This is a genomic window from Paenibacillus xylanexedens, from assembly GCF_007676705.1.
Taxonomy (GTDB): domain Bacteria; phylum Bacillota; class Bacilli; order Paenibacillales; family Paenibacillaceae; genus Paenibacillus; species Paenibacillus xylanexedens_C.
Window position 1 is genome coordinate 298154 of the sequence record NZ_VEBF01000001.1, and the last position, 25900, is coordinate 324053.

Annotated in this window: 11 protein-coding genes; all 11 read right to left on the minus strand. The window is 46.9% G+C overall.

What is annotated here, in order from left to right; genetic code table 11:
• Positions 1-81 precede the first annotated feature (81 nt).
• The gene (locus FS628_RS01255; protein ID WP_145317875.1) at positions 82-2064 is read right to left on the minus strand and encodes a sucrose-specific PTS transporter subunit IIBC; all 1983 of its coding nucleotides are present in this window, start codon (positions 2062-2064) and stop codon (positions 82-84) included.
• Positions 2065-2090: 26 nt separating this feature from the next.
• The gene (locus FS628_RS01260) at positions 2091-3566 is read right to left on the minus strand and encodes a glycoside hydrolase family 32 protein (RefSeq protein ID WP_145317878.1); all 1476 of its coding nucleotides are present in this window, start codon (positions 3564-3566) and stop codon (positions 2091-2093) included.
• 147 nt (positions 3567-3713) lie between these two features.
• On the minus strand, positions 3714-4697 hold the full coding sequence (locus FS628_RS01265) for a LacI family DNA-binding transcriptional regulator (RefSeq protein WP_145317881.1): 984 nt from the start codon (positions 4695-4697) through the stop codon (positions 3714-3716).
• 348 nt (positions 4698-5045) lie between these two features.
• Positions 5046-6719 (minus strand): ribonuclease J, encoded by a 1674-nt coding sequence (locus FS628_RS01270; RefSeq protein ID WP_145317885.1) that lies wholly within the window; start codon positions 6717-6719, stop codon positions 5046-5048.
• A gap of 151 nt (positions 6720-6870) precedes the next feature.
• Positions 6871-8142, minus strand: a complete 1272-nt coding sequence (rhaA, locus tag FS628_RS01275) for an L-rhamnose isomerase (protein WP_145317887.1) — start codon at positions 8140-8142, stop codon at positions 6871-6873.
• An 18-nt stretch (positions 8143-8160) separates the two neighbouring features.
• Complete coding sequence (locus FS628_RS01280) at positions 8161-10230, minus strand: bifunctional aldolase/short-chain dehydrogenase (protein ID WP_145317890.1); 2070 nt, start codon at positions 10228-10230, stop codon at positions 8161-8163.
• Positions 10231-10412: 182 nt separating this feature from the next.
• Complete coding sequence (locus FS628_RS01285) at positions 10413-11345, minus strand: glycoside hydrolase family 5 protein (protein WP_440131258.1); 933 nt, start codon at positions 11343-11345, stop codon at positions 10413-10415.
• 393 nt (positions 11346-11738) lie between these two features.
• Positions 11739-14060, minus strand: coding sequence for a beta-galactosidase (locus tag FS628_RS01290; RefSeq protein ID WP_145317896.1), 2322 nt, complete (start codon positions 14058-14060; stop codon positions 11739-11741).
• Between the two features lie 42 nt (positions 14061-14102).
• A complete protein-coding gene (locus tag FS628_RS01295; protein ID WP_145317898.1) occupies positions 14103-17441 on the minus strand; it encodes a DUF5107 domain-containing protein in 3339 nt (1112 codons plus the stop codon).
• A 173-nt stretch (positions 17442-17614) separates the two neighbouring features.
• On the minus strand, positions 17615-18325 hold the full coding sequence (gene treR, locus FS628_RS01300; RefSeq protein ID WP_145317901.1) for a trehalose operon repressor: 711 nt from the start codon (positions 18323-18325) through the stop codon (positions 17615-17617).
• 67 nt (positions 18326-18392) lie between these two features.
• Positions 18393-25847, minus strand: coding sequence for a fibronectin type III domain-containing protein (locus FS628_RS01305; protein WP_145317904.1), 7455 nt, complete (start codon positions 25845-25847; stop codon positions 18393-18395).
• Positions 25848-25900: the final 53 nt, after the last annotated feature.

The following is a 25900-nucleotide window of genomic DNA, read 5'->3' on the forward strand; positions in this document are numbered from 1 at the left end:
TTCTTTGATTTCACACGGCTGTACACAAAAAAAAGGGAAACGGTAGAGATATATCTCTACCATTCCCCTTATTACATGCCACTATTGTGGCTCAGTAAATTTAACGATTAATACTGCTTCCCCATTGGCTTGAACATGGCCTGATGACGTTGCTGTTACCGTTGCTATCGCTTCATTTCCACTTGGGATCAACACGGGTGTAATCAATGGCAAACCAGCTGCCTGAATGACATCCATGTCAAATTCAATCAACAATTGTCCTGCAGTTACACGATCTCCGCTATTCACATGTGCGGTAAAGCCGTTACCTTTCAGTCCAACCGTATTAATTCCGATATGAACCAGCATTTGTACACCTGTTTCATGCTCCAGAATCACGGCATGTTTACTCTTGTTCATCACATGCGCAATGACTCCATCAAACGGTGCATACACTTTGCCTTCTGATGGCTCAATGGCGATACCCTCACCCATGTGTTTTTCCGAGAACGCCGGGTCAGGAACCTGCTCCAGAGCAACGATGGTTCCGTTCATCGGCGAAGCTATTTCGAGCAGTTCTACCTTAGGACGATTGCTTGTAATGACATTACTAGTTGAATTGACTTGTGGATTAGAATCCATATTATTAACTTCAGTTGATGACATTCCACTATTGGCGTGACTCACCGATTCCTCTGCAACTGGTTGATCTTTGTACCCGAAGAACCAGGTAAGTGCAAATGCAATCGCCATGGCAACCACGTTGGACAAGATGAACAACGGCAGTTGGCTGTTCAGATAGAGCAATGTTCCCGGAATAACCGTTACAGCCATGCCTGTACCTTGCAGATGGAACAAGGAAGCGATGAAACCACCTACACCACCACCAATCAGTCCCATAATAAATGGTTTCATATAACGCAAGTTAACACCAAAGATAGCTGGCTCGGTAATTCCCAGAAATGCGGACAAGGACGAAGGCAATGCCAGTGCTTTGAGCTTCGTATTTTTGGTCTTCAGACCGACTGCGAGACAAGCCGCTCCTTGTGCTGCCATGGCACAGGTAATGATAGCGTTGAACGGATTGAATCCGGTCTTTTCCAGTAGTTGAATCTCCAGGAAATTGAAGATATGATGCACACCGGTAACCACAATAATCTGATGGAAGAAACCAATGATGATACCTGCGATTCCGAAAGGAAGATCCAATACGGCAGTTGTTCCCTGCAGAACCCACTCTTCAAGAGAATGGAACACTGGACCAATGGCGAAGAGTCCGAGCGTAATCATAACTGTTAACGTAATAAAAGGAGTCAGAATCAAATCCAGTGCCTCAGGCACCCGTCTTCTCAGAACCTTCTCGAACTTGGCTCCAATCAAACCAACGAAGAATGCAGGCAGAACAGATCCCTGATAACCCACAACAGGTATGAAGCCGAACATATGCAGAGGTTCTGCTGATCCATCTGCCACTGCGTAAGCATTCGGTAGTGCCGGATTGACCAGCATTAACCCTAATACGATACCCAAAACCGGACTTCCGCCGAATACGCGGAAGGCGGACCACGCTACAAGCGCAGGCAGGAATGCAAATGCCGTATCCGTCAGGATCTGAGTGAACAACAGGAAGTTGGCCGAGATATCATCAGGTGTTGCACCGAACAACGCCAGAATTTCATTCTGGGTAAGTAATCCGCGCAATCCCATGAATAAACCTGTAGCTACCAGTACGGGAATGATGGGTACGAATACGTCACCAAACGTGCGGATAGCCCGTTGAAAAGCGTTGCCTTCTTTTTTTCCCTGACTCTTCACATCTTCCTTGGACGATCCTTCGATTCCCAGCTTCTCGACCTCTTCAAAGATTCGATTCACTGTTCCCGTACCGAAGATAATCTGATATTGACCCGAGTTGAAAAAGGCGCCTTTAACTTTCTCGATGTTCTCGACCGTTTTCTGATCAATCTTCTCTTTATCTTTCACCATGATGCGAAGACGAGTTGCACAATGTGCAAAAGATGCGATATTCTCTTTGCCCCCGATGGCATGGATGACTTCCTGGGCAATGCGTTGATTCTCCGACATGTTATCTCATTCCTCTCACGTAATACTTAATAATTCCATTGGGTTGCTTCAAAATCAGCTTTGCCTCCGTGTGCAAAGAAACGAATATCCACGCTGTCCCGGCTTGGAAAAATCCGGCTGGTAAAGACCTCTTCCCCATCGTTCACAAAGATCTCAACCGAAGATGAATCCACGAACAGATGGAACTTAATCTTGTCTGTAGTAAGCGTGCATTGACGGAGTGTACCATTTTGTTCTGCTAGCTTGGCACCAGTCATGGTCCGGTCCAATACAACTTTTTGTTGAATCCGATCATACAGAAGAACCGTTTTCTCAGCTCCATTTGCCCGAAATTCGATACCGACAGTCTCTGCATCTACATGACTTATCTCGCATATCAGTTCATAGGCAATCCCCTCGAAACCAGCGAAGGATCGACTCTCATTATCAATCGTTGCGTGAATATGAGTTCCTTCCTCCTGCTGACGCAATTCGACTATCTCTGCAACGGGTTGTTGGATTAACTTGCCGTCTCTCAGTGACAATTGCCGAGGAATGGTCAAGCAATGAGCCCAACCGCTATCATCGGTCGGATACACCAGATCGGGAAGTCCCATCCAACCAACCAGAATACGTCTTCCGTCCGGAGCCTGCATCGTTTGCGGAGCGTAGAAGTCGAATCCACGATCCAGCTCCTGAAACTCACCATGATTGAACTCTCTCGTCTGTAGGTTCAGAGGTTCACCGGTCAGATAACCGGACTGAAAAATGTTCTGGTAATGATCTCCCGCAGCATCTAGACCTTGTGGAGAAAAGACAAGTACACCTTTCCCGTCCAGCTCCATATAATCCGGGCACTCCCACATATAGCCGAAGTTGGTTAACCCGGTGCTAATCTCACCAAGAAACTCCCAGTTCTTCAGATCTGTTGAACGATATAACACCGTACATCCCGTCTCGTCTGTTCGCTGGGCTCCGATTACGCAATAATACAACTCCCCCTGCTGCCACACTTTCGGATCTCTGAAATGTTCCGTGTATCCCGTTGGCACCGAAGAGATTACCGGATAATTCAATTTGCTTACTGAACCGCTTTCATCCAGCACTGCCAAGCATTGATATGGATGTCTGACCCACGCCTCATCCCTGGTATTGCCTGTATACAGCAAGTGCAGCTTACCGTCTTTTTCAATCGCGCTACCGGAATACGCACCATGCGAGTCATATCTGTCACCCGGTTCGATTCCAATTCCGACATTTTCCCAGTCCACCAGATTCTTCGAGCGGGTATGGTACCAGTATTTCATGCCGTGTTCTGTTCCGAGCGGAAACCATTGATAGAACAGATGATAATAGCCCTGATAATATGCAAAGCCGTTAGGATCATTAAGCAGACCCGTAATGGGCTGAATGTGGTAACCCTGTCTCCATGGACACTCGGATATCTGTGCTTCAAGCTTCGCAATCTCTCCAGGCTCAGCTTGCTCAATTCGTCTGTAGCGTTGCTCTCTAGTCATTTTCATAGCTGTTCTCCATTCAAAATATAGGAACCGGTTCCATTAGACGCAAAAAAATAATTCCATATGGCATAAATGCCTGACCAATTTCGCTTATCCGAATTTTACATTCGCATTGGAACCGGTTCGATGGAATTATCATAAAGGATGTTTTTATAATTTGTCAACGCTTTCTCGAGGAATAAGTTCTACATCAAGTACTGTCCGTTCCTCCACCGGCTCGCCTTTGACCAGACGAATTATGTGATTTGCCGCGACTTGACCTGCCTGCAAATAATGATATTTCACAGTCGTCAGCGTGGGATGAATCATCTCCGTAATATCATATCCGCCAAATCCGGTAACGGATAAATCTTGCGGTATTCGGATTTTATTGGAGAACGCAATCTTCATTACACCCAATGCGATATTGTCCGTAGCCCCCACGATGATCGTTGGTGTGATCTCTTTCAGTATGGCTTCAGCGGTAACGATGGCTTCCGACATCTTGAAGCTTGTCTCATAATACTTCACTTCACATTCTCCACATTCGGCAATTGCACGCTGGAACCCTTGTTTACGATGGATGCCCACCGCCTGATCTTTCTCGCTTACTCCCATGTATACCATCTTGCGGTGGCCTTGTCCTACGACATATCTGCCCATCTCATAACCGGCCTGATCATCATTGTGAACCAGACTATGTAGTTGCTCATGCTGCTGCCCCACCAACAATACGGGGATACGTATGTCCTCCACTGCTTTCAGATGTGCTTCTGTCACTTCAGCAGCCAAGAGAATAATACCCGACACCTTCTGTCTTGCAAAATCATATATGGCATCAATCTCGCGTTGCATGTCCTGGCTCGTATTCGCAATCAGCATCTGATATTGATTACTTCTCAGTTCTTCATCAATTCCGATCAGCGTCTGAGATGTTGCAAAAGAATCCAGTCGCGGCACTACCGTACCGATAATACTGGTCTTCTTCGCCTTGAGACTCTGTGCAAATGTGTTGGGAACATAATTGTATTGTTTGATAATGCGCTCAATCTTCTGGCGTGTATCTTCACTAACCGATCCGCCATTCAGGAAGCGAGAGACCGTGCTCTTCGCTACACCTGCCATCTGAGCGATATCAGAAATCGTTTTATTCATAAAGACTCCTCTTAAATTCATAGGGCGTGTCTGAAAACTCCGAAGGAAGCAGATTTTGCCGAATTTTCGTTCCAAGCCAGGAAGTTTTCCGCAGGCGTGCCGGGGCACGTCAAGGGAAAGTGACGCAGCAGGGGGCGAAAAGGCGGTAAAAGATGCACTTCAGCGAGTTTTGAGACACGTCCTAACTGTTTTACCTTTTATTATACTTCGAATCGTACGAACAGCAAAAGCCCGATGGTAATGTAGTAATCATACAGTTGTATGATCCGACATTCATCAGGCTGTTAAGCTTCCATATGCAGGTTCGTCCAGACTATCCAGGCAAGGATAATCCCTATTCCTGCTGACTTATACTTCAATTATGATCGGTAAGATCATGGGTCTTCGTTTCGTTTGCGCGTAGATGTAGTGACCGATCTCGTCTTTCAGCTTTTTCTTGATCACATTCCACTGATTCACTCCAGCCCCGATTAACTCATCCATTCGGCTAAGTACTAACTCATGGATCTCATGCATGAATTCTTCCGAATCCTTCACGAACACGAACCCTCTGGAGATGATTTCGGGTGAGGCAACCATTTGTTTCTCCGTTTTGCTCAATGTGGTTACGATCACCAGCATACCATCGGATGACAGTTGCCTGCGATCACGCAGTACAATATTGCCTACATCACCCATGATCAGACCGTCCACGAGACTGTTTCCTGAAGCAATTTTGGGACCAGGAGAAGCCACGCCGTCTTTGTACTGAACCATATCTCCGTTATTCACAATAAAGACATGATCACGCTCTATACCTACGGACTCGGCAAGCAGTCTGTGCTGATACAACATACGGAACTCACCGTGGATCGGAATCAGATAATCAGGCTTCATGAGGGTCAACATCAATTTGAGCTCTTCCTGACTGCCGTGTCCAGAGACATGCATTCCTGCGGCACCACTAGAACCATATATCACGCGCGCTCCGAGAACATACAGGTTATCAATCACATGAGCCAAATTGCGCTCATTGCCCGGAATAGCACCAGCTGCAATGATAACTGTATCTCCGGCCTCTACCCTTACATGGGGATGTTTCCCTGTTGCCAAGCGTGACAAGGCAGCCATAGCTTCACCTTGGCTACCTGTACATAATACAACGACCTGCTCTGGTGGAAACTGATTGGAATCCATTGCATCGATTAATAATCCATCAGGAACTTGCAAATAGCCCAGTTCACTCGCAACAGACACCACATTCACCATACTTCTGCCCAATAAGGCCAGTTTACGCCCCGTTTCGAATGTTGCATTAACAATCTGCTGAACTCTGCTGACATTTGACGCAAAGGTGGAGATAAACACTTTTTGTTTTGCACGGATAAAGGCATCCAGAATGTGGTCCCCTACGATACGCTCGGAAGGTGTAAATCCAGGCCTTTCTGCATTGGTACTTTCGGAGAGCAATAGTTGGACACCCTGCTTGCCAATCTCGGCCATGCGGTGCAGATCAGGGAAAGGTCCATTAACGGGAGACATGTCAAATTTGAAATCTCCGGTATGTACGACATTGCCTGCGGGGGTCTGAAAGAAAATACCAAGACAATCCGGAATACTATGACTAGTCGCGAAAAAGGAAACATCGATCTCACCCAGCTTAATGCTGGACTTGGCATCAATGGTGTGCAGATCAGCCTTGCGTAGCAGCCCATGCTCTTTCAGTTTAAGTTCAATCAATCCGCGTGTAAGTCTAGAAGCATATACAGGAATATTCATTTGTTTTAGCAAATAGGGAATGCCACCAATATGATCTTCGTGTCCGTGGGTAACCACAAGAGCCCTTACTTTATCCAGGTTCTCCAGCAGATAGGTTACATCCGGGATAATCAAATCAATCCCCGGCAAAGTCTCATCCGGAAACTTCGAACCACAGTCAATCACGATGATGTCCTGATTGTATTGGATGAAATACATATTCTTCCCTATTTCATTCACCCCGCCAAGTGCAGCGATATATAATTTGTTGTGGGCTAGATTCAACTCTATTAATCCTCCTCTGCGTAGCATACTTGTGCAACACGGATCCTTATTCCTAGTATGGAGTTTATCGCCTTACTTATGCATTTCAAAGTGATTATGCGAAAAAAACCACCACGGAATATTCATCCGTAGTGGTTTAGAAAGTGTAACGTTACACCAATGATTTATCACGTTGTAGCAATACCTCTTGTTCATAGGTTTTGATATCCGTGATCCATTGTTCGCGAACCGGAACACCTTGCTGGGCACAATAATAGTCCCAGATTGCGCCAAACGGATAGGATTTGAATTCTTCCGTCAAGGCAAGGCGCAGCGTGTAATCCCCTTCCAGTTCGGCTTGTTTCAAGGCATCCACCGGTTCCAGCATTGCACGCAGAAGAGCTTTGATCGTATTACGTGTCCCTACAACCCATGCAGCAACACGATTGATGCTTGCATCAAAGAAATCCAATCCAATATGAGTTGTCGTCAGCAGATCATGTCGAACCAGTTCACGTGCAATTTCGAGCAACTCATCATCCATAATGACAACGTGATCACTGTCCCAACGCATCGGGCGGCTTACGTGAAGCAGGATGCCGCTGGTAAACAAAGCAAGGGACGACAGTTTGTTGGAAATGACCTCTGTTGGATGGAAATGGCCCGCATCAAGACAGATTAACGTATCGTTTTGCAAACCATACCCCATATAAAATTCATGTGAACCCACCACATAAGCTTCCGAACCGAGACCAAACAGCTTGCTCTCTACCGCATCCAAATTGTGCTCTGGATTAAGCGGTTCGCCGAATACTTCATCCAGCGATTCCTTAAGACGTTTGCGTGGAGTCATGCGATCAACCGGATTATCTTTGAATCCGTCCGGTACCCATACGTTGGTTACACAAGTCTGACCAAGCTGTTCCCCGAAGTAAGCACCAATTCGGCGGGACGCCTTGCAGTGATCAATCCAGAACTTGCGAATCTCAGGGTCTGGATGACTGAGCGTGAACCCGTCACTTGATTTTTCATGGGAAAAGCATGTTGGGTTGAAGTCCAGACCGAGTCCTTGTTCTTTGGCCCACTTCACCCAGTTCTCATAATGCTTCGGTTCAATCCGATCGAGTTCAACCTGCTCGTCTGTATCCGTGTAGATCGCGTGCAGATTGACCTTATGTTTGCCAGGAATCAGAGCAAAAGCTTGCTCCAGATCGTTACGAAGCTCCGCAGGAGTTGTTGCAGCCCCCGGATACTGACCTGTAACGGAAATCCCGCCTGTTAGCTCCCCATCCTTATTCAGAAAGCCTTTGACATCATCGCCTTGCCAGCAATGCACGGATACTTTGATCTCCGCGAGTTTGTTCAGTACCTGGTCCGTATCGATTCCGTGCTGCGCATACAATGACTTAGCTGCTTCATAAGCTTGCTTGACTTGGTTATCCATCCGCAAGAACCCTCCTATTTAACGTGTAAATGCTGCCGGTACACCGCCATCAATGGTCATCATGCAACCGGTTGTTTTTTCGGATTTCGAAGAAGCAAAGAATGCGATTCCTTCCGCAATATCTCTTGGATAGATATTCACGAGCAATGTCGTCCGTTTGCGGTAATACTCTTCCAATTGATCGGGCTCGATACCGTATGCCGCTGCTCGTTCATTTCTCCAGGAACCGTTCCAGATCGCTGAACCCTGTAGAATCGCATCTGGAAGAATCGTGTTGACGCGAATGCCATACTCTCCGCCTTCTGCTGCAATACAACGTGCCAGATGTGCTTCCAGCGCTTTCGCTGAGCTGTAAGCCGAGGCACTTTTACCTGCATACACCGAGTTCTTGGACCCGATAAATACCATGCTTCCACCAATACCCTGCTGTTTCATCAGCTTGAAGGCTTCGCGTGCGACGAGGAAATACCCTGTGCCCAGTACATTCATGTTCAGATTCCATTCTTTCAGGGACGTCTCGTCAAATGGGCTGGATGTGGCTAATCCGGCATTGTTCACGATGATGTCCACTCCGCCATACTGCACCGCAACATCTGCATACGCAGATTGAACGGCTTCCTCATCGGTCACGTCCATTTTCAGCGCATAAGCACGATTCGCACCGTACTGATCATTAATTTCCTGTGCTACCTTCTGTGCGCCTTCCAGGTTAAGATCAGCGAGCACCACATGTGCGCCTTCAGATACCAATCGACGTGCTGTTTCACTTCCGATCCCGCCTGCTCCACCTGTGATAAACGCCACTTTGCGGGAGAATTCCGTTTCTGCTGGAGCGAGAGACAATTTGTACAGTTCCAGCGGCCAGTACTCCACATTGTAAGACTCGTTTGCACTAAGCGATACGAATTGACCCAGGCTAGTGGCCCCACGCATAACGGCAATGGCTCTGTGGTACAACGCACCGCTCACTTGAGAAAGCGCCCAGCTCTTGCCTGTGTTGATCATGCCCACACCTGGAATGAGGATCACTCGTGGTGCCGCTTCGAACATGACATCACCTTCGTTTTTGTTGCTCTCAAAATACTGCTGATATTGCTCTTTGTAGGCGGCAACGCCTTCCACCAGCTTGGCTTGCAAGCCTTCAATATCATCCGCATCCGGCGTCCAGTCAATGAACAAAGGTACAACTTTGGTATGTACCAGATGATCCGGGCAAGCCGCACCTACCTGAGACAATTGCGGAGAATCCGCTCCGCCCACAAAAGCCAGCACATCCTCCTGATCATCAAAGGACAAAATCATTTTTTTACTATCCGATACCGCTCCACGAATCGTTGGCATTACACGTGATACGATCTGACGACGAACCTCTGGGGCAAGTGCCGGGTGTTTCACACCACCGAACAAGCTGCCTTCGTTCACCCGAGCTTCGATGAATGCTTCTGCTTCATTGATGATCTTGATTGTCTGAGCGTAACATTCTTCGGATGTTTCTCCCCAAGTCACAAGTCCGTGTTTTTCCATCAAGACGAGTTCGGCATTTGGATTCGAGAATACGCTTTCAGCAATCATTTTGGATAACGTGAATCCTGGACGTACATAAGGTACCCATACAAAACGATCACCGTAGATCTCTCTCGCCAGTTCCTTGCCGTTATGTGCACAGCACAAGCTGATAATGGCATCCGGATGAGTATGATCCACATGCTTATATGGAAGGAACGCATGCAGCAGAGTCTCGATGGAGGCGCGCGGGTGCTTGGCATCAATCATGCAATGACCCAAATATTCAACCATCTCTTCATCCGACATGGATTCACGTTCAATTAATGGTCGAATGTCTTCAAGTCCAAGTCCCGTAAAATGCTTCGCTTCCATGGAACCGAGGTCAGAGCCGCTTCCCTTCACATACATTACTTCTACATCACGACCCCGAAAATCCTTTACTGTCGTTTTGGTAGACGTATTGCCACCGTAGATGTTACATACACTGCGATCAGATCCAATCAGATTGGATCGGTAGACCAATTGCTCAAGTCCTGTTGTTTTCTCAGATGCCTGCGATGCATTCCATAAACTCTGTACCATTATTCGTTTCCCTCCGATAATGTTTGTTTTATTCCTAATCCGAGTTTATCATCTTTGTTTTGTTTTGAAAACAAAAGATTTTAAATATAAACGGAAAAATTCAAAAGCAACCATGGATTAAGCATTTTTATTAAAAAAACACCCTGACGTAACCGTCAGAGTGTTCCTGTTTCATCGGCGTATTAGAAAATCCCTGCTTTTACAGAAGTGTTTTTGATACCATACGTGTCATTAACGACGGTGTTGCCAAAGCTGGTCAAGCTTCCGTTCGGACCTGTAGCCATGTCCAGATAGTTCAGATTGGAACTGTTTCCGTACCACGACCAGGCAAGCCAGCCTACCCCTTTTTCCTGACCATATCTCATAATGGCATATTCGTCCACGTCACCATTGGTATGGTATCCCCCGAATTCACCAATGATCAGAGCCAAACCTTTGTTCAGCACATTCTCCATGTTGGCTTTGACCGTTGCTGCATCTTTACCTGCATACTCATACATGTGAATGGAGAAGACGGTATTTTTCTGTGAGTCGGCTGCAAATACACTTTGTCCATAATCCACGATGGATTGCGGGAACTGTCCCCACCCTGCTGCATCCACAATCAGCGTATTTTTAATTCCTGCATTTCTAAGTTTCGGAATGGCCTTCTTATATCCATCAGCCCAGGCACTTCCGTTCCACGTTCCATACCATTCATTGGCAATGTTGACGATGACCCGATCTTCTTTGCCAATCAAGGCTTCCTTAATACTAATCCAGTAGTTCACTGCCGCGTCCAATGAATTATAATCATCTTTCCCTGTGGCATCATGTACTTCGAGTACGGCTATCATTTTATTTTGGTTGACCACGTTAATCATATTTTTAACAGAGTTCAGATCATCTTTGGTGTACTGGGTACCATTCGAAAGAACAATACGTACCGTGTTGGCACCTGTTTTGGCGATTGCAGGAATAGCGGTATTCAGATCATTTTTGAACCAGGAATGTCCGTGATTAACACCTCTCATGACAAAAGCCTTGCCTGTGGAATCGTACAACTTGTTACCGCTTACATAAAAACCTGTAGCAGCAGACGCTTTGGGGGCTGCACTCCCTAATACCATGAACATGAGAGCAGCAATAACCGTGAAGATTGTACACTTTTTCAGATTGACCATTCGTTTGGAACCTCCTGTATTTTTTTATTATTTCAATTAACCCTGCTCAAGGCAATAAGTTAACTAAAATCGTTGGTTATCGAAGTAAACAAAACCTAATTAAACCTAAAATAAAAAACTTAATTAATCTATTTGTTTCTGGTTAATAAACCTTATCGATAAGGTTATGAAATTATATTAAAATGAAAACGCTTACTAGTCAAGTTGTTTTTACCATGATTAGGAAGTAATTTTTCCTCACAAAAAAAGAAGGCTCTCTCTCCTCATTGCCGTTCGGAGAAAGAACCCTCTGTTTAATAATAATAAAACCTTAGTTAACTCTTATGCTAAACTTGGTCTTCTTGTTCACGCCAACACCAACCTGACCCGGTAATGTGGTACTACCCGAATCTCGTTAAACGTTCCAATCTCCACACCATTAAATCGTTCAACATAAGCCTGATTCACATAACTCTCTGTCGTTCCTCTCCGGATTGGTGTTATGGACAGCCGTAAAGCGTGATCGGCCAGTAAATGACAGGATTGCTTCAGACCAATCTTCCAGCTATGACCATATTGAATATGATCCGTTAACATCTGATGATGGATGTGAGCTGCCGCAACGTCTCCTTCATAATCAATCTCAATCCATACATCGTCTACCTGTTCCGGCCATTCTGTGTCCAATCTCAGTGTTGCTGCATACTCTTTCGGATAATCAACCTCTACAGTAGGCTTGTAGGGCGCAACTTGGAATGTGTACGTATCGAATACTCCTTGCTTAGATTGAGATGAGACGGCATATTCAGAAGCGGTAATCTGTTCTGGTGCCGGATAAAAGGATACCTCCATCTCCGGTTGCTCCACAGATGTGCATATGAGCATCTCATTCTGTAGATACAGATGACTGTTGCTGATTATAAGTCTCTCTTGTCCACCCACACGGAAACGGTAGGCATGCAAGGCCTCTTCACGGGTCAACGTAATGATTCGTATTCCCACCCCATCCGATGTTGTGATTCGCAGATGATGGTCCATGCCGGCAATCGGGTGTATCACAATTTCATTTCCCTGCTCCGATACTGTGCCTTCGTGCATTTCCACATTCGTAACAGATGCTGTATCAATAACATACTCAGGCGTCATGCCTTCATGGGCATAAAACACAGCCGTGAGCTCTTGATTCACCATAAATCGGGTCAGTGGTTGAACGGTAGCACTAATGATCTTTAGGCCATCCAGATTCATATGGAAAGGAAAAATAGCCGCCGATCCGGATTTCAGCTGCATCGTTCCTTCTCTTGGATATGAAGCAACCCCTTTACTTGAATGCAGTTCCAACTGAATATCACGATCAGGCAACGCCACATGATCCTGATAATTATTCATGAACAGAAATCCAGAGCCTGCTTGTTGCCGAACAGACCAGCGCAGATCCAACGTGTTCTCCGGGGTTATCGATTGTTGACCATCCGGTATAACACAGCCCATTGGCGCAAGCAACTCACCGTATGCTTCCAGGAACATGGACAAGGTACGAATGCGGTCATACGATTCACCAATACGTCCAAACTCCCCGAGTGGCGATTGGTAATCATACGTCATTTTCGGCAATGCCTGCTCATTCATATATGAATTTTTGCCTATCGGATTGGTCCCCCCGTGATACATATAATACCCAACCAGATTGCTGCCGTTCGCGAGCTTCACAATGGTCATCGCCTCGACACTGTCCGCATCGACAACCGGACGAGCGTGATAACTGACCTGCATGCCACCAGCAAGCTCGCAATACGCAGCAGGGTACTCCAGACTATCATAGTCCACTTCTTCCACAGGATTCATATGCAGATCCCGGAACAAATACTCCCTGCTTGGAGGCTGATTGGGGATCCATGGTGTGTAAGCATACCCCGCTAGCATCGGTAACGTTCCTTCTTCAGGCACCGCAGCATTGCCCCAGGCCGTGGCAGTATAGAACATCGGCTTCATACCGACTTCTTCGGCAATATGGCGAAGCACCTTCAGATGTTCTCGTCCATCCCGGCCGGAGGAAATGTATTTTTCGCGTGTATAACCCCAGGCATCCATGGGTGCGCCAGCGTGCATGTACTCATTTTCCAACTGTACCCCAATCACAGGTCCACCCTCCTGGTGAAAACTGACGTTGAGCTGACGGGCAATCTCCCGATATAATCGCTTGGCGTAATACAGATACCCTTCATCGTTCGACCTGACTTCGAATGGATAGCTGAATAGCCAATCTGGCATCCCGCCATTACGCACTTCCCCATGACAGAATGGACCAATTCGCACGATCAGCGGTAGCTCATGTTTGCCACACAGATCCACAAAGTGCCGCAAATTCAGATTTCCTGACCAATTAAATTCGCCTTCCTGCTCCTCGTGAAAATTCCAGAAGACATACGAAGCGACGATGTTCACCCCGCCTGCCTTCATCTTCAGCAATTCTTCCTCCCACTGCAAGTAAGCGAATCTGGAGAAATGAAATTCACCAACCACGGGAATATAAGGTTTAGCATTACGGGTCATATAATAGTTGGTAAAATCATACGATTCCCCTCGTGGACTTTTACCGCCACTGTCAGTCATGCGACCCGCACGAATCTCTTTATCTTCCGCATCCAATATGAAACGAATCTGGCTACCTGCTATATTATCATTCATGAAATATAACTCCTTCGTTATATGAGAATATGGGTGGATCGATTATTTATGGATGATTGCTCCTTGATGATTCGGGTTCTTCTCCAGTACCCGCTCCAACTCAAGTTTGGCTTCACTCGTCCGACCCAGTCCCAGAAGACCCAATGCCCGCATATACCGGCAATGTTCTTCATTTCGCTGATCTAGATCGTCGTCGAATACTAGAAAATCGGGCAGAGATACCGCAAAGTAATCCATTCGGATGTGATCTTGCATATGTCTTTCCGCATAATCTATGAGTTTGTTAAAACGTCGGTTTGCTTCCTTCGTATTGCCAAGCTTCTGCCAAGCGAGACCCTGATAATAGATCCATTCCGGCGGCTGATCATTGTAGAACATCGCGCTTGCAGGTTCGTTCAGGCCGATCGAAGCTCTCTGGAAACTTTCCTCGGCGTCCTGTATATTGTTCATCTGATGATATGCACAGCCAAGGTAATAGTACAACGGATTGTCACCGGCTCCCTCCAGCTTGCCCTCACCCAGATTCTCCGGATATTCCAAAGCTTTCTGTAACAGTTCGAACGCTTGTTCAGGTTGTTGTTTCTTCAAATTCTGCTTCGCCAGCTCCGTCAACGCCGTAACGTATTGTCCTGTGACCTTGCCTTCTCCACCTTCCCAAGGATGAAACCTCCTGGTCTGAAGGGCATTCCATGCTTCCTGATGGCTACCCTGCATATTCAATAAAGTTACCCACTCAATGTACAGATCGTCACGGTGATGAACCAGCTCCATGTGATCTTCCAGCTGTTTGATTCGATGCTCGCAGGAATAGCCCATCTTCTTGCGCAGCTGATCCAACTCGTAGAAGATCCGTGCATCCTGCGAATCCAACCGGAAAGCTTCCTCCAATGATGCCAGTGCAAGATCGGGCCGATTCAACTTGTTGTAATAAGCCAACCCCAGATTCCGATGTACCGTTGAAAATGTAGCATCTTCCTCACGCGAAGTTTCCCAATGGGAGATTGCTTCTTCGTAACGTTTATGATCATATAACCAATTTCCCAGGTAATAGTGAGCACGCGCATCATTCGAATCAACTGCCAATGCATCCTGAAGCACCATGAATTCAAATAGCGTATTAGGAAAACAATAATCCGTTGGAGCAGCTTTCCCCTGCTTTTGACATTCCCGGGCCTGCTCCACATCCCCCAGCTGACGATACAAGTAGGCCTGAGCATAACCAACCATAGGATACGGCTGTGAATTTTCGGATTCAACATAAGAGAGTACCTTCAGAGCTTCTTCCCACAACCCACTCTCCGCGTAATCCGCGGCTAGATTCAGATAATTATGAACGTTTCCTCGCATCAGACGATGGAAATGATCACGTGCTTGCTCGGCTTGTTCTCTCTCTAAAGGTGTAGTTGCTCCGCTGTAGATTAGAACTAATTCATGTGCAGCTCCAAACTCAACCGGGTCCAGTTCCAGTGTCTCACGTGCATATTTGATGGCAGTTAAGTCCTGGCCCATTCGGCGTAGAAGAGTCACCTTCAGATGACGTGCCTTATAATTCCTGGCGTTACGGATCAGCGAACGTTCAATGTGATCCAGCGCTTCCTTGTCTCTATGTTGCACCGTATCTATCTGAGCGAGCATATAATAGCCGGTATCTTGATACTGGGCAGACCATACGGCTTTATAGAGAGCTGCATAGGATTCTTCCTGTTTCCCCTGTAGTTTCAAACACTGACCGAGCTGATAATAAGCTTCACTATCATATGGATTCGTATTTTTCCACGTAAGTGATTTTACCGCCTGTGTGAAATGTCTCTCTGCAGCTTGAAACAACCCTCTCCGCAGCAGCAATGTACCATACGCAATGTTCAGACGAATATCCGTTGCATCACGCTTCAACCCTTCCAGATAATAAGATTCCGGTTCATACGTGGCATGCCGATATTGCTCCAGATGCAGACCCGCCAGATATAGTTGTTCATTAGTCCGAATCTCGGACGGGAGCGGGAGTGGTTTGGCCGGATCAGGTACTTCCTGAATCTCAGACCGTTCAGGCTGATAGGCCACAAGCAGTCTTCCTTCCGCAGTTCGAACAGTTAACTTCACCTGATGCCATTCATCGTGCCCACTCCACAGAAATGAAGTTTGATATACTTGCGTGGGTGAGATGTTACATCTGTCCTGGAGATACACCGCGGTCGAGCCTTTTACTTCAATGGTCACTTGATTATAAACCGATGTAGCGTACACCATCACGGTTACTGTTCCTGTCGTTTCGTCCATTTCCAGGTTAACCGCTGCATCGATCGTTGCATTTTTGACCATGCCAATTCCTTTATACGGCATAAAATATTGCGAAAATGACTTGGCTTCATAGGCCTGTAACCATGTAAAATCCGGCTGATTATCGGTATAGATACCTGTCATTAGTTCAATATATGGTCCATCCTCGTCCGTTAACTGTCGATCCCAGGCTTGCCCAAATGCACCGTTACCCCAGGTCCATTGTTTCTTGCCCGGTGAGATATGGTGATTAGCTACATGCAACAAACCAGCCTGAACTCCATGGTCATAGCCGCCTACGAAATTATAATTTGACTTATACGCCATGTAAGATGTAGGAACCGGTATATTTTTGTAACGTGAAATATCCACGCCTTCGGAATAATCCATCTTATAGTACGTGCCTGTTGCAATGGGAAACCGGGATACATCCCGTTTGCCATGATCCAGCACAGCCGTTACATCTGGTGGAAATACAGATTGGGTATGATCATTGACGGCCACAGCCGGATTGGCCCACCAGAGAAAAGTTTGAGGTGCGGTGGTCCGATTATATACCTCGGCATGAATTTCAAGATAGGCTTTGCCCGGATGCAATGTGAAGCCCGCAGTCATTTTGGTACCATACATGCGATCAATCTCACCTACCCATACGGTAGCGCTTCCATCTTCATTACTGGCAAATGTATAGTCTACCGGACCAAACGTATTCGGCCGATGATGCTGTGGCCAGTTGAATTCAATTCCCCCTGAGATCCATGGCCCTGCGAGACCCACAAGTGCAGGTTTAATCACCCGGTTATAGTATACAAAATCGTAATCGTTAGTTCGGTCCAGCGCACGGTAGATTCGACCACCCAGTTCTGGCATCATCTCAATACGTACATATTCATTTTCCAGAATAACTAATCGATAAGATTGCATTTTTGCTTCATCTTCAATGCTGTCGATCACGGGATGCGGATACACCTTACCCGAACTCCCCTGATAGATTCGCTTTTCAAGAAACATCGGATTTTTGTCCGGTTTACCTGTACCATAGGTTGGAATATCTCTGCTTTCTTCCCATATGCGAACGTTCGATTTCGCAGTCACGTGATTCAATTCCCTCACTCCTTGGCCTCGTGTATATTATGATCATACGCTCCAGCATGAAGGAAGAACATTGACATTAAGCGGTTCTTGATGGACGATCTTCGGATTTCCCTACAACCAAAGAGAGTACCTATCCACCCAATAAAGCAGTGAAAGGTACTCTCTGATCGATTCTGTTTAACTCATCTGCGCCTTGCAAAATCCACAAATCTGAACTTGTCCGGTCGATGCCTCGACTCCGTATACTGAAATTGACTGGCATCCTCCAAGTACACCTGGCTCCTCACCACAACCACATTGTGGAACCCTTCGAGATCAAGTAATTCCCTGTCCTCCGCAGTGGGTTCTTCCACCAAAATTTCCTTCTTGGCAAATGAAATGGATAGACCCAACTCCTGTTCAATGTACTCATAGATGGAATCATTACAGATCTCTTTGCTGAGACCCGGAACAAGTCGCTGGCTGATGTAATCTTTGTCCAGAATGACGTGTTCTCCATCCACTTTGCGCACACGTCTGATCTCCCAGACGTGTTCATTCAGACCAAAGTTGATCTTCTTGTACAATGCCTGTTCCACTTGTTGCTCCTCGAAAACCTTCACATACGTTTGAGCCCGATGTCCCATTTTTTTGGCTAATTCCTTGAAGCTAACCAGACCTGAGATGGGAAAATCGATCTTGCGAATGTCGAGTACAATCGAGCCCTTGCCTTGAATCTTCTGAATATAACCTTCTTCGTACAACATTTTCAGCGCTTTGCGAATGGTCTCTCGGGATGTTTGATAACTTTCCGATAGATCCAGTTCCGATTGAAGCAGCGTACCTGCCTCAATCTCTCCAGTCCGAATACGATCTGCAATGTCTTCATATATCCGGATAAATTTATTATTCATTATTCATCACCATTGTTCATTACCCTTTTTTATCATATTGGCAACCTATTATAGCATTAAAAACCAATCAAGCGGTAATGACTTGCATCAACTTATTCAAACGGAAGATTAGCGCTGCCGCTTCGGATCTGCTTAAATGCTGCATGGGGCGGAAGCTGCCGTCCTCGTACCCCGTAATCATGTACAAGCCTGCAAGCTCCTCTACTTCTTCTTTGGCCCAATCAGATACATCAGTCTGGTCGGTAAACGATCTTCTGGAATTCAACGGTTCCGGTCTGATTTTACGGACGACATTCGCTATAATCTTGGATGCCTGTTCACGTGTCACCAGTGCATGCGGAGCAAATTTCCCATTCCCCATACCTTGAACCATCTCATGATGAACGGCCGCCTTGATCTCAGGAGCAAACCAATCCTCATCCGTTACATCCTGAAAACCATGCTGATCGTTGGCCGAGATGTCTACACCCATCAATCGTACGATCAGTGCGGTGAACTCCGCACGTGTAATGGGACGTCGCGGTTCGAAGCGAGTTTCACTTACACCTTGAATGATATTCTGTTCTGCCAGCCAGGTGATCTGGTCTTTATTGAACGTTTGGCCGATATCGATAAACTTGATACTTTTTTTCGTAGGTAACTCCGGTTGCTCAAGGGGTTCAGGTTGTGAACTCACTTCATCGGCTTTGACCGAAGTACCTGTTGAATTTGGGGCTATACTGGCACCGTCCCAGGTAGATGGTGGATACGGGAGAGTCGTAGCTGCTGCCCGTTTGCTTTCACTTTTTTCACCTGCTGAATTCTCCGTCCATACTTCCACCTCATAATGCTGCTCGGCATTCAGTCCTGTCCATGTATAATTTCGTTCCGAGCCACGGTAAATCTCACGATCTTTATGGGTGATCACAACCACTTCATTCATTGATTCCAGTTCCCAAGTTAGCTTAATCGTATGGGTACCTTGCGCTATGGCTGCTACTGTCAGTTTCTCGGAAGGTAGCGTCTCGAATTCCAGTACGTGAAACGCATCGCCCTCCCCTGCTTCATTGAATGCAATGATCGAATAGTTAGGATAACGCTCGGCACTGTTTAATTCAGACACATGAAAGGATGTCTCCGTTGTTGTTCCCACAAGCTCTTCATTCCGATAGATTCGATAACCCGCAGCACCTGGAATCAGTTCCCATAAGATGTCGGCGCCATATGTGGAACGTCCCTCTACTATAGGAGGAGAAATAGCGCTACCAGGCAGTGTCATCGCATGAAGATAATAACCACCATCACTGCTGCCCGAGGCATTCATCGTTCTGACCGTATAGATATAATTCACACCTGGTTCAAGTCCCTCATCATTGTAAAACCGTTCGTCTGCAGGAACACGGGCAATCTCCACACCGTCCCGCTCAATGATGAATTGCTCTGCTCCTTGAACCTGACTCTGTTCCAATTGAAGACGTATGTGGTCCTTCGCCGATTGATACTCCACTTTGACAGGAGCCGCCGGCTTGGTCAGAACGGAATACGCGAGCTTTTCTGATGCATCTCCCTGATCATTCTCCGTATAGATCTCAATCTCGTACTGCTTGCCTGCATTCAGTTGATCTACGATAAACTCTCTTTTTTGGCCCCGGTATACTTCAGTACCGTCCAGTAATACAACGAATATTTCGTTCACATAAGGGAAGTCCCATTCCAGTTTGGCGTGATCGGTTTCTGGATATAACTTCATTTCCAAAGAATCAACATGAGGCAAGGTGTAAAAAGGATCTACGGTCATCGGGCTTCCTGTGCCAGCCGTATTATAAGGAATAACCTGTACCTGATCATATCGGGTTGCACTTGCCAGATGCGTTAATCTCACCTCTGTGATATCCCCTTCTTCAATCGTGGTGAACATCTGATCTCCGATATGTATGACATATCCCTCAGCACCCTGTACATTCGGCCAAGAGATCAATCCCTCCTTTTCCCCAATCATGCTTGCATGTAAAGGTTCCGTAATGTTCTCAGGCAACGTTCGCAAGTGAATTTCAAAACCTGAATCACTTTCACCCGCTGCATTGGAAGTTTTGATGGTGTATATGTAATGCTCTCCTGGGGTCAGTCCATGATCCTCAAACGCAGCATGATCTGCTGGCACCCTTGCGACTTCAACACCATCCCGCATAATGATGAAATGCTCTGCTCCCTGTGTGGAGCTTCCAGTCAGGTCCAGTACCGTAGTCTGATCTGTGATATTCACAATACCTGCCGTCTGAGGCGATATGGGTTTTGTCAGAACCTGAATCTGAATGGGATCTGACCGATGACCAGCTTCATTGATGGCGACGAGTTCGAATTCATACGCAGTGCCATCCAGCATACTGTTGAAATGTACAGATGGCTCAGATACACTTCGTACTTCTCCGGTTACCTGATTGCGAATTTCATATGCAGCCGCTCCTTTTACAACATCCCAAGCCAGATCCAGCGTATGCGTTCCAGCTTTCACCGTGATACTATCTGCAACCAAAGGTAAAGTTTGAGTCATGATATTGAAAGTTAACGGCGCACTCGCTCCACTGGCATTGACTGCCCGAATCACGTAAGTATATTTCGTTCCTGGCGATAGATCCTTGTCTACAAATTGGGTTTCACCCGAATCCATCTGAGCGATTTCTCTTCCATCCCGTTCAATGATATAGTGATCTGCCCCTTGAACACCTGTATTGCTGAAATCCAAACCAAGGCTGTTTTTTGCCACATCATATACCGCAACCTCAACGGGTTTCTCAGGCAAAGTCAGTAAGGATACATCCTTCGCTTCAGAACGAGTCCCCTGTCGGTTAACCGCCCATAGTTGATAATGATGCCATGTTCCATCCGGGAGCCCCGTAAACGTTGCTTCATTCTCCATTCCCCTGTAGATTTCCTTGCCATTCTGCTCAATCACGTATTCAGCGGCACCTTCTACGACAGACCAGGACACTTTTGCACGATGTACACCTGGATCAACGAGTACGTCGGCAGGAGACACAGGTTTAGACAATCGGATAAGCTGCGCAGTCTCACCAGAACCGGAAACATTCACAGCCTGTACTTCCAAAACGTATTCTGTTCCTGGTAATAACCCCTCAGCCGTGTAGGCAAGTTCTATTGTTCTGCCCACTTCTGTTCCATTGATGTTCACAATATAGAGATCCGCCGTTTCTACAGCTTGCCATGCTAGCTCCATACTCGTTTCACCAGTCCATGTGACATTCAGTCCTTCTGGTCTGCTAGGTAGCGTAAGAATTTTACTCCTGGTGGATGCACCGTACCCGGCAACATTGCCTGCCTGTACTTCATAGGTGTATTCACGACTGCTTGACAGCTGGTGGACTGTAAGTTCTGTATCTGATATCTCATGGCTCTGTCCATCGATGATCACACGATATTTCGTTGCACCAACGACAGGCTCCCAGCTCAAGATCGCTCCCTGATCAGTCACTTGAACAACATGAAGTCCGGACGGGCTCTCCGGTAGCGTTGTTCCTGATACTGCACTGCGAATGCCTTGTCCACTTCCATTCACCGCTTGAACATCCAGTTGATAGGATGTTCCCGAATCCAGTCCAGTAAAGACCCATTCCAGGGTTCCGGCAGAAACGGTTCCCGACTTCTCTCCATTCAACCATAACTCGTAGCGATCGGCTCCTCGTACTGCGTCCCAACCCAGACGAAGACTCGTTGTGGAAGCATCTGATACATTTAAGCCGGACACCTGCCCAGGTAATGTCTTCAGCAAAGGTAATCCTGCCAGCGGCCCTGGTCCAGTCTCGTTTCCGGCAATTAATTCGTAGCTATACTCCGTACCACTATCCAGACCCGAATCCAGATACTCCGGCTGCTCTCCTTCATATATGGCTGTTCCATCGCGCGAAAGACCATAATACGTTGCAGAAGTCACCGTCTCCCACGTTAATGAAATATCATGCTCCCGAATCTGAACGGCCATAAACTCACCTGGCACTGCCGGCAGTGTGAGAAATCCAGTTCTACTACTACCACCTGCTCCGCTTTCATTCATAGCCGTTACCGAGATGCTATGAATGGTTCCTGGAACGAGGTTGCTGATATAGGGAAGGCTGGCAGAGTCAGGTACCGTCTGATCAAATACGGCGGTTCCGTCCGAAGTAGCCGCGATGATGCGGTAAGCATCTGCTCCCCGTATTGAATCGAATTGAATTTCGGCCAAATCTGGCTGGGAATCTACTTTCCGAACGTGCAACGTTCCGGGAGCTGCCGGGGTGGTCAATACATGAGCGGTGGCTACATCACTTACTCCGGTATGGTTTCTCACTCTCACTTCGTATTCATAGACCTGACCCCCGCTTAGGGAATGATCCGTTATATTGTGGTTCGGATAATCCAGTGTCCACGACTGTCCTGTCGTTCTATTCGTAATCTCATACTGATATCCATCGGTATACCTTTCACCCGTCGGCAAGTCCACTGTAAGTTCAGCTGATGTCTCACCGATCTGTGTTATTTTCACATGACTTGGTTGCTCAGGCTTGCGTTGAATCTGATAAGGCAAAGATGTCGTCTCATATGTATTACCTGCTCTGTCCATCGTTTTGGCATGGATGTACCAGATGCCTTCCGATTCGAGGGATATTTTATGCTCATCAGAGCGAGCTTCAAGCCAATGATCCGGTGATTCTGCACTGTTCGTAACCTGGTAGAATCGTTCCAGTTCCTGGATACCTGAATGAGCATCGGCATACTGAATGGTGGTAGATATGTCCGCATCCGTCCACCCTTGTCCGTTCGCTGTGAATGTAATCGTTGGAGCAAGCTGATCCACATAGGCGATTCGACTGACTTCCTTACTCACATTACCAACCGTATCCCTCGCTCGGGCCCGAATGGTGGTAGCCCCGTTCGCGCTCACTGTACCGGTATTTCCAGTAATATAAGAGGCATCGTTCATACTATATTCATAGGATATCGCTCGTTCATCCACACTTCCAGCGATGGTGAATTGTACATGCTCTTTACTCCATCCAGATGGATTTATACTAATCACCGGCTCGGTTGGAGCGGTCTTGTCGATTCTAATCGTTGCCTGAGCGGGCTTACTTATATTTCCTACATGATCAATAGAGCGTGCATATACGATCGTTTCTCCCTCGTCCGTAACCGTCACTTCCCCGGTGTAATCGATCCAAGGACCATGTTCATGTAGTCGATATTGGCTTTTGGCTAGCCCGCTGCCTACATCTTCACCGCTGATTAATGCAAAAGATACATCCTGATTCGTCCAATCCTCTTCACTTAACGTAATAGTGGGTTGCTCGGGTCCAGTCTTGTCGATCCTGGCAGTTGCAGAAGTGGAAGCACTGACATTCGCCGCCCGATCAACACTTCGAGCGTAAATCTCGGTTATCCCTTCTTCACTCAGTGTAAATGGATTCTTGTAATCGATCCATTCTCCCTCGCTTCCAAGCTTATACTGCGTTAGACCAACGCCGCTCGCTTCGTCCGCACCCTCCGTTAATGTGACGATTACCGCAGCTTTTGTCCATTCGGGCGGATTCAGCGATATGACGGGAGGCGTGGGTGCCGTCCGATCTACCCTGGCTGTCACAGTCGTTTCCTGTCCTGTATTACCGATCGCATCAATACTTCGTGCCATAACAGTTGTGCTGCCTTCACTGTTCACGGTAAACGGAACACTGTATTCACGCCATTCTCCTGTCGACCCGACTTTGACCTCAGTCTTCTGAGTTCCACTCAATGTATCCTTTCCCTCTTCAACCGTGACGAGAACATCTTCCTTTGTCCATGCGGAAGGAGTGACTGACACGGAAGGAGCAGTTGGTCCTGTCGTATCTTTAATCATTTCACCAGCGGATATAAACGAAGTCTGTATGCCTTCTCCATTCACTGCCGCCACGAATACTTCATATTTTCCGTCCGCGAGTCCGGTCAGGGCAAACGCTGTACGTGTGGAAGTTGTTGTTCCCGTTGCAAGGACTTGCCCGCCTGGACTGCGTATTTCTGTTTTGTAACGGGTACCCGCAGGGTTGCTATTGTTATTCCAACTCGCTGTAACAGAGTTGCCTGATTGTGTCACTGCCGCAGCAACGGGTGGATTGGCCAAGGTATATTTGGTGGACGGACTGGAGTATCCCGTGAAGGAACCACTTGAATTTTTGGCCCGTACAGCAAAAGAATAACTCGTATTCGGAGTGAGTCCTGTCACCTGCCGACTGTTTGACGCACCTGTATCCACGATCTGATTGGTCGTCATATTCTTGAGTTCATACGTAACGGACGCATCATTCGCCTTCTTATCCCAGTTCACCGTCAAGTTATTAGGGTTAACCAGTGTATATGTGGGCGTTCCCGGCACAACAAAACTTCTTACCGTAAAGTTAACGGTTCCTGCTGAGGACACCCCACCTTTATCATCCATGACCCATACTTGCAATGTGTGCGTGCCATCTGGCAGGGTATCAGGCAAGGTGTAATTGGTGTTAAAAGACTGATTCGAACCCGTCGCAGTCATCTGGGTCAAAATGTTCTCAGACCCTCCATCGATTGACCATTTGACGGTCAACAGGTCACCTACATCCGTATCTCGCGTGGTACCAGAGATCTGAAGTTGCTCGCCTTTGTAATACGTTTGCCCCGAAGAAGGAGCCGTTAGTGTAAATGAAGGCGGAACGTTCTGAGGGCCGATTCCCACGATCGTTGAAAATTTGCGTGAAGCCTGATTCGCTGTTGCTTTGGCATTCCACCAGAATTGTGCAGCTGTATCACTCGCCGTAACGGTCTGGCCTGGAGTGAATGCCGAAGGTGAAGACCCCCCTGTTAGCTGCGCATTATCCGGACCGCTGTACTGTCCCATGTATATGCGATCTGCATTAATAACATTGTACGTGTTCGCATAAAAAGCCGTGACCTGAACACCGCCACTATAATTGCGCCATCCATTCTCAATGACTTCAAACGGAGAAGCATCATTGCCATTCACCATCGTGTCCCAATAAAATGTTCCACCCAAATTCATTGCCGATCCGCTGCGGTTGATGGCTTCCAGCTCAACCTTCATGTACCCACCCTGTGAGGTAGCATTGACGATAGATACACGCAAAATATATTCGACATTGTCCTTTTGCCGGGACATTTCAATCACATTATTGTTAATACGGTAATAATTAAGCGGCAAAGTTTTGAAATTCACCGGAGATCCGTTGTGGTCGATAATGGTAGATACATTCCCTGTGTCACCACCGTAAAATACATTCGTGTTCGGTAGTAATACAATTCTATATTTACCCTCACTGTTCATCTCCACTTTGACCTTGGAGGACTGTACAGCCTTCATGCTGGACGTATCGGATACAATCCCGATTGTTTCAACCGTTTCAGCCATTACCGTGGTTGCACCCCATTCAAGCAACAGGGCTTGAGGTGATAATAACGCAAATGCCAGTACCACTTTGGTTAACTGTTCCGCTTGTTTCTTCACACGTTTTCCTGATTTCTTCAACGTCTGCTCTCCTTTTTGGCACACAAAAAAGGGAGGCACCCCAACAAAGGAAC